Source organism: Anaerovibrio lipolyticus DSM 3074, assembly GCF_900141865.1.
In the GTDB taxonomy this organism is placed as follows: domain Bacteria; phylum Bacillota; class Negativicutes; order Selenomonadales; family Selenomonadaceae; genus Anaerovibrio; species Anaerovibrio lipolyticus.
In genome coordinates, this window is sequence record NZ_FQYW01000027.1 from 26676 (window position 1) to 33548 (window position 6873).

Below are 6873 nucleotides of genomic sequence, written 5' to 3' on the forward strand. Positions count from 1 at the left end.
TATGATATTTAGCAAATTAAAACAAATGTTTAGAATAGAAAAGAGAATGAGTAATGAAGAACTAACCGACGTTTTGCGGGGGAACACATTCAATAACACCATTAACAAAAAGCAAGCCCTTGACATCCCCGCCGTGTCTGCAAGCCTTGATTTTATTGGGGGGACAATCGCAGGATTACCAATTCGCCTTTATAAAAAGAATGGTGATAGTGTGGAAGAAGTAACCGATGATTATAGATTAAAGTTGCTTAACCAAGAAACAGGGGATTTATTAGATGCCCATCAATTATTTAAAGCCCTTATAAATGACATGCTTTTATGTGGCGAAAGTTATTGTTATGTGGAGCATGAAAGAAACCAAATCAAGGGTTTGTTTTATGTAGATAACTCTAATGTAAGCATTATAAAAAATGTAGACCCGATACACAAACAAGCCACCATATACATACAAGGCGTGCAGTACCCCGATTATGAGGTTATGCGATTAACCCGCAATACAAAGGACGGGCTGACAGGTTCGGGCGTACTTGATACAAATTCGCTATTGCTTAGTTGCATGTATAACGCTATGAAATATGAAAATACCGCCATTTCAAGCGGAGCTAAAAGAGGCTTTTTGAAATCCAAATACAAATTAACAAAAGACATGTTGACCGAGCTTAAAAAGAGTTGGCGTAAATTATATAGCGGGGATGCCAATTCTAACAGCGACGTGCTTGTATTGAATGAAGGAATTTCTTTTGAAAGTGCAAGCAATAACGCAACAGAGAACCAATTAAACGAATCCAAGGCAAAAAATACAGCCCTTGTATATAACTTATTTGGATTATCAGAATCCCTTTTTGACGGCTCAAAATCAAACCATGATACATATTTAAATGCAGTTAAAACCGCCGTTCTGCCTGTAGTTAGTGCATTAGAATGTAGTCTGAATAAATTCCTGTTATTAGAGCGTGAAAAGTCAAGTTATTTCTTTAAAATTGACTGTAGCGAAATATTAAAGACTTCAATTAATGACCGTTACAACAGTTATAAGACCGCTATAGAATGTGGTTTTATGTCGGTTGACGAAGTACGACAGCAAGAAAACTTGCCACCGCTTGGAATGGACTTTATACGCCTTAACCTCGGGAGCGTTCTTTATTACCCAACAGAAAAAAAGATTTATACACCTAATACCGATACTTATACAGACATACAAGGGGGTGAAGTAAAAGAATGAAAATTGAATTACGACAAGACAATACTGTACATTTAACAGGTTATGTCAACGTAGCAGAACGAGAATCCCGCCCACTTGTTGACAATCAAGGGGAATTCGTGGAAGTTATCGGAAGTAAAACATTTGCCAGAGCCTTGGAAAAAAACGAGGTGGGGCTAATGTATAACCACATGAGAGAATTAACACCATTAAATTTTGACCTTTACGAGGATAATATAGGTCTTTATGCCGATGTGGTTATAAATGATAGGGAAATCTATAATAAAGCAAGAAAAAATAAACTAACAGGGTGGTCTTTTGGCTTCTCAAATGCTGTAAGCACATGGAGCAAAAGAGAAGACGGGATGAGATTGCGAAAAATTAACGACTTGGATTTGAAGGAAGTTAGTATACTTTCAGTAACCCCTGCTTATATAGCCACGTCCATCGAATGTCGGGACGGAAAAGAAAACTTGAAGGAATACCGCCAAGAGGAAACGGACAAGCCTGAGATAATCACGGACGAACGCCCAACACTTGATAGCATGGTCGAAGGTTTGCGGGACGATAACACCCCTGACCTTGATTATTTCAACACACAGTATAAATACTTTGAAAGCTTAAAAATCAGATAATAACAACTTTATCTATTTTTATATTTGACCGCTAGAGCGGTCTTTTTTAATGCAAACAATTATATTTATTTATTTTATGGAGGTAAACAACACAATGAACTTTAAAGAATTAATTGAACGCAGAAATGAACTTGTAGAAACAATGGATGGCATTTTTAAAAACGCAGAAGTAGAAAAAAGAGCCTTAAATGAAGAAGAAAATACCAAGTATGACGAAATCATGCAGGAAATCCGAGACATTGACAGCACCATGAAAAAGGCTGAAGAAGCCCGCAACCTCGACACCGTAATCGCCAAGGAAACCAAGGCAGACGATACTGAAGAACGTGCTTTTATTGATTTTATTCGCAGTGAAAAAAGAGAACTAGCCGCCGGTGATAACGGTGCAATTATCCCACAATCTATTGCTGATAGAATCATTGAGAACGTCCGCAATATCGCCCCTGTATTTGAATTGGCGACAAAATACAACGCAAAGGGTAATTTGATTTTCCCTGTATATGACGAGTCTGAAAACGCTGTAACTACAGCATACGCACAGGAATTTACCGCCCTTAACTCCAAATCTGGAAAATTCACTTCCATTAAGTTAGGCGGTCACTTGGCAGGTGCGTTGGTAAAGATTTCCAAGAGCCTTATTAATAATGCAGAATTCGACCTCTTATCTTATGTAGTAGCTAAGATGTCCGAATCCATCGCCCGCTTCCTCGAGGCTGAATTGCTTAATGGTGAAGGTGGCGAGGATAAAATGACAGGTGTATTAAATGACACTAATACTCCTGTTGTAGAAGCTGCAGCAGCGTCCGCTGTAAGTGCCGATGACCTTGTAAAATTACAGGTAGAAGTGCCACAGGTATATCAGAATTCCGCTGTATGGATTATGAGCAAAAATACACTCTTGGCTGTAAGAACCCTCAAAGACGGTGAAAACCGCTACATGCTCAATGAAGATATTTCCGCTCCATTCGGTTACAGCCTTCTTGGCAAGCCTGTATTTATCTCTGATAACATGCCAGAGATTGCAAGCAAGGCAAAGGCTGTAGTTTATGGTGACTTCAGCGGTATTTTTGTAAACGTTAGACCTAACGTAGAAATTCAAGTGCTAAGCGAAAAATACGCAGACGAACACGCTACTGGCGTGGTTGCTTGGATTGAGGCTGACTCTCGAGTAGCAGAAAAGCAGAAGCTTGCAGTATTAAAGATGGCTTAAGAGGTATAAAAGTCATGGCTAAATACAAAGTAAAAGTAAGCTATGGCGGGATGGTATCAGCTACAGCGGGGGAAATTGTTAGTTATACAAATAAATCTATCATTTCCGACCTGCTAAAAGCTGGATACATTGAAGAAGCAAAGGAAGCAAAGGAAGTAAAGGCGGGCAAAAAACCCGCCGAACCTTCCAAAGCTGACAAACCAACCGCCAAGGCAAAGAAGGAAAATAAAGAGGACTGATATATTATGACAGTATCAGAAATCACAATAGAAATTTTAAAAAACTATCTGAGGATAGACGGCTCAGATGATGACGTGTTATTAAATCATATATTACAGGCTAGTATTGATTATGTATGTAATTACACAGGGCGAACGCTTGAAGAATTGGAAATGTATAATGATATTCCCCTAGCGGTCTTGTGCTTATGTTCCCAATTATATGAAAACAGGGAATACACGACCGATAAAATCAATATTAATCCTGCTATAAGTCAGATATTGGGCAGTCATAGTAATAACTTGTTATGAGGTGATTCTATGAAAATAGGAAAAATGAGATATAGAGTCACTATTCAATACCCTTCAGACGGCGTGGATGATTATGGTAATTCAATAGATACATGGCAGGATTTAACAACCGTATGGGCTGACATACAGCCCGTGAGCGGGCGTGAGTATTTAACAGCCAACCAAGCAACAAGCGAAACGCAATATAAAATTTATATTCGGTATATTCCTAACATAAACGCTAAAATGCGTATTGTTCATAATGAACAAATATATGAAATTCTCGCAGTATTGGGTGATAAAAGGTCTAATATGCTTACTATAATGTGTAAAGAGGTGGTATAATTGGCAAAACAAAAATTTTTGGACAACACCACATTAAAACTGATTTCTGAAAAGGTAAGCGAAAAGACCAAAGAAGCCCTAAAAGAATCCGCCGAATTGCTTGTAAATGAAGCAAAAAGCCGTTGTCCTGTAGACAGTGGACGGCTAAGGGATAGTATACACGCCGTAAAACGCAAAGGCGGGGTTAAATATCAAGTAGTAGCAGACGCAAAGGATGACCAAGGGCGTTATTATGGGCGTATTGTAGAGTATTCGCCTAAAATAAACCGCCCTTTTATGTATCCTGCTATGGACAGTTTGCGAGAACAAATAAAAGATAAACTGATTAACGCCGTTCGGGACGGCTTAAAGAGGTGATATATAAATGGAAATATTAAAAAACGTAATCAGCGAATTAAAACAACAATTAAAAATCTCTGTATATCACCACTACAGCCCGAATAATCGGGATTTTCCCAATATTGTCTACTCAGTTATTTCCGACACTCCAGGTCTTCATGGCGACGATAAAGAACTAAACAGTAATATAACAATAAGGCTGTATGTAATCACCAAGGATGGCGTTTATTATGAGCTTCAAAAAGCTATTAACAACATAATGGTTAATCTAGGTTTTTCACGTGGGCAAAGTGCAGAACTAACACAAGATAGCTACAAAGTAAAGACACTAGATTTTAAAATCAGTATATAAACAGAATAACAACAAACACAACTAAAGACCGCTATATATAAGCGGTCTTATTTTTTTTGGAGGTAAAAAAATGATACAATCAAACATCACTAATTCCCCTTTTATCGGGTTAAAGAACTTTCATGTAGCTGAATTAAAAAGCGACCCAGCGGGCGGGGAGGCTACTTATGACACAGTAATTTCAATTCCACATATTCGCAGTATTCAGATTAAGGCACAAAATAACAACGCTAGCCTGTATGCAGACAATCAGAGCATTGATTCCGCATCCGTAACAAGCGAATATGAATTAACAATCGAAATCGCAACTTTGCCATTGGAATATAAGGCACTCTTACTGGGTCATACCATTAAGGATGGTGTAATGGTAGCAAACAAAGACGATGTTGCACCTTATTTCTGCGTTATGTTTGAAAGCACCAAGAGAAACGGTAAAAAGCGTTTTTGCAAATTTCTCAAGGTTCAATTCTCAGAACCTGACGAGAACCCAAAAACCAAGGGCGAAAATATTGATTATAACACCCCAACACTCACAGCTAAAGCTATCTACAGAACCGCCGATGGCGTGGCATATAAACAGGCAGACGAAGAGGCAGGTTATACGGAAGAAACTGCAGGGACTTGGTACGAAACAGTATAAGAGGTATAAAAAATATGGACAAACCAACATTAAATATCAACGGAAAACAAATCACCCCCGCCCCGCCGAAAATGAAGGTATGGCGGTTATTTCTCCAAGAAGCAGAAAAAGACCATGAAGGGGAAAGTTTAGAGGACTTTTTGGAAGCTCAAACAGAATTATTAATACAGGGTTTTGGTCGTCCCGATATATTAAACGCTCAGACCGTCGAGGATGTCGAATTATCCGACATTGTACCAACGGTCAAGGCTTTATTCAGTTGGATTCAAACCGAAACTTTTAGTAAATTATCTGAATTACCAAAAAACAAGTAAGCGGGGAGGCTGACAACCTAACCCCGCTTGAAAGCTTATTAAATTATTATATGACGCTACAACAAAATTATGGGTGGACGGTATCACAAATAGACGATACCGAAATTAATATACTTTTAATGCAAATGGTAATAATGTCAAAGAAGGACAAAAAACAACAGCAAACATATATAGACGACATTTTATAAGGGGGCTTTTTAGTCCCCTAATTTTTTTAGAAAAAAAAAGGGGTGATTAGGTGGCAAAAGGTACAGAAATAGATAAATTATATTTATCTTTAGGCTTAGATATTAATGATTTAAAATTAGGTTTTGATACGGCGGGTAAAACGGTCAACCAAGCCATAGCTAAATTAAACAGCGAAAATAAAAAAATAAAATTACAGACTGACATAGATTTATCAAAGGTAAAAGGTTACGGCTCAGAATTAGACCAAATCCGTATTAAATATGAAAGCATTAACCGCCAATTAGATATTCAAAAGCAAAAAGAAGCTATTTTAAACGCCCAATTACAAAGCAGTATAAAAAATCACGGTTCAGACCATTATATCACGTCACGGGCTGAAATGGCTTTACTAAATCAGCAAAAAAATGTAGCGGGTCTTGAAAGTCAGTTAAGACTATTAGGAAACCAATTAAATACCATACCAACAAAATCAAATACAGCATTTTCAAGCCTGTCAAAAGGTGCTTTAACCGCCAAAAATGGAATTAACAAATTAACGGACGGCTATACACTACTTAATGCCAAGCTGGCAGCATTTATGGCGGTTGCGGGTACAGGTGCAGGACTTTTTAATATTACCAAGGACGCCATGACGGCGGGTAATAGTATCTATAAATTACAAAAACGCCTTAATGTATCAACAGCAGAAGCGGGTGAGTTAAAGAGGGTTTTTTCTCTTGCAGGTAGTGATATAAATTCCCTTACTCCTTTTATCACGAAAATTGATAAAGCACTACTAGGAGCGGGTGAGAGTGGCAACGCCACCACGCAAGCGTTAGAGCGGTTTGGAATAGTATTAACAAATCAATATGGTCAATTATTACCTATAAATGAGCAACTTGAACAGCTAGCAACAGGCTATAAAAACGCTAGTGAAGCGGGCGAGGTTGAAGCCTTTACCGCTGAAGTTCTTGGAGCCAAGGGTGCTGCACTTATCCCCGTATTAGAAGAATACACAGACCTTTTACAAATTAGTAAAAGCGTTAAAACAACAGGACTTTTAAAGTAAGCGTCAAAATATAGTATGCCTCAACAACAAATAAAAAGCAGCCCGTAGGCTGCGTCATAGTATAGTGTTATGAATCTTCAGTTGGCAGGTT

Annotated in this window: 11 protein-coding genes; all 11 read left to right on the forward strand. The window is 38.1% G+C overall.

Translation table 11 applies throughout. The features are described from left to right. The first annotated feature begins 1 nt into the window (after position 1). The 11 genes from B6K08_RS12585 to B6K08_RS12635 all read left to right on the forward strand — a co-directional run bounded on the left by B6K08_RS12585 (position 2) and on the right by B6K08_RS12635 (position 6782). Positions 2-1222 (forward strand): phage portal protein, encoded by a 1221-nt coding sequence (locus tag B6K08_RS12585; RefSeq protein WP_080326282.1) that lies wholly within the window; start codon positions 2-4, stop codon positions 1220-1222. Then, complete coding sequence (locus tag B6K08_RS12590; protein ID WP_080326283.1) at positions 1219-1836, forward strand: HK97 family phage prohead protease; 618 nt, start codon at positions 1219-1221, stop codon at positions 1834-1836. The genes B6K08_RS12585 and B6K08_RS12590 overlap by 4 nt, the downstream gene beginning before the upstream one ends. Positions 1837-1930: 94 nt before the next feature. Further along, the gene (locus B6K08_RS12595; RefSeq protein WP_159446789.1) at positions 1931-3046 is read left to right on the forward strand and encodes a phage major capsid protein; all 1116 of its coding nucleotides are present in this window, start codon (positions 1931-1933) and stop codon (positions 3044-3046) included. A 14-nt stretch (positions 3047-3060) separates the two neighbouring features. Further along, a complete protein-coding gene (locus tag B6K08_RS12600) occupies positions 3061-3285 on the forward strand; it encodes a hypothetical protein (RefSeq protein ID WP_080326285.1) in 225 nt (74 codons plus the stop codon). 6 nt (positions 3286-3291) lie between these two features. Beyond that, the gene (locus tag B6K08_RS12605) at positions 3292-3576 is read left to right on the forward strand and encodes a head-tail connector protein (RefSeq protein WP_080326286.1); all 285 of its coding nucleotides are present in this window, start codon (positions 3292-3294) and stop codon (positions 3574-3576) included. A gap of 9 nt (positions 3577-3585) precedes the next feature. After that, positions 3586-3900: a phage head closure protein gene (locus B6K08_RS12610; protein ID WP_080326287.1), complete on the forward strand. Its 315-nt coding sequence runs from the start codon at positions 3586-3588 to the stop codon at positions 3898-3900. Then, complete coding sequence (locus tag B6K08_RS12615; protein WP_234985372.1) at positions 3901-4257, forward strand: HK97-gp10 family putative phage morphogenesis protein; 357 nt, start codon at positions 3901-3903, stop codon at positions 4255-4257. It abuts the gene before it with no gap. A gap of 7 nt (positions 4258-4264) precedes the next feature. After that, positions 4265-4591, forward strand: coding sequence for a hypothetical protein (locus B6K08_RS12620; RefSeq protein ID WP_080326288.1), 327 nt, complete (start codon positions 4265-4267; stop codon positions 4589-4591). A 70-nt stretch (positions 4592-4661) separates the two neighbouring features. After that, positions 4662-5231, forward strand: a complete 570-nt coding sequence (locus B6K08_RS12625) for a major tail protein (RefSeq protein WP_080326289.1) — start codon at positions 4662-4664, stop codon at positions 5229-5231. A 14-nt stretch (positions 5232-5245) separates the two neighbouring features. Continuing rightward, positions 5246-5545, forward strand: coding sequence for a hypothetical protein (locus B6K08_RS12630; protein WP_080326290.1), 300 nt, complete (start codon positions 5246-5248; stop codon positions 5543-5545). 238 nt (positions 5546-5783) lie between these two features. After that, positions 5784-6782, forward strand: a complete 999-nt coding sequence (locus B6K08_RS12635) for a hypothetical protein (RefSeq protein WP_080326291.1) — start codon at positions 5784-5786, stop codon at positions 6780-6782. Positions 6783-6873: the final 91 nt, after the last annotated feature.

Excerpts from the sequence above, each read along its gene's own strand:
- B6K08_RS12605 (WP_080326286.1), top strand. The coding sequence starts at position 3,292 with ATGACAGTATCAGAAATCACAATAGAAATTTTAAAAAACTATCTGAGG.
- B6K08_RS12630 (WP_080326290.1), top strand. The coding sequence starts at position 5,246 with ATGGACAAACCAACATTAAATATCAACGGAAAACAAATCACCCCCGCC.
- B6K08_RS12620 (WP_080326288.1), top strand. The coding sequence starts at position 4,265 with ATGGAAATATTAAAAAACGTAATCAGCGAATTAAAACAACAATTAAAA.
- B6K08_RS12590 (WP_080326283.1), top strand. The coding sequence starts at position 1,219 with ATGAAAATTGAATTACGACAAGACAATACTGTACATTTAACAGGTTAT.
- B6K08_RS12600 (WP_080326285.1), top strand. The coding sequence starts at position 3,061 with ATGGCTAAATACAAAGTAAAAGTAAGCTATGGCGGGATGGTATCAGCT.
- B6K08_RS12610 (WP_080326287.1), top strand. The coding sequence starts at position 3,586 with ATGAAAATAGGAAAAATGAGATATAGAGTCACTATTCAATACCCTTCA.
- B6K08_RS12595 (WP_159446789.1), top strand. The coding sequence starts at position 1,931 with ATGAACTTTAAAGAATTAATTGAACGCAGAAATGAACTTGTAGAAACA.
- B6K08_RS12625 (WP_080326289.1), top strand. The coding sequence starts at position 4,662 with ATGATACAATCAAACATCACTAATTCCCCTTTTATCGGGTTAAAGAAC.
- B6K08_RS12585 (WP_080326282.1), top strand. The coding sequence starts at position 2 with ATGATATTTAGCAAATTAAAACAAATGTTTAGAATAGAAAAGAGAATG.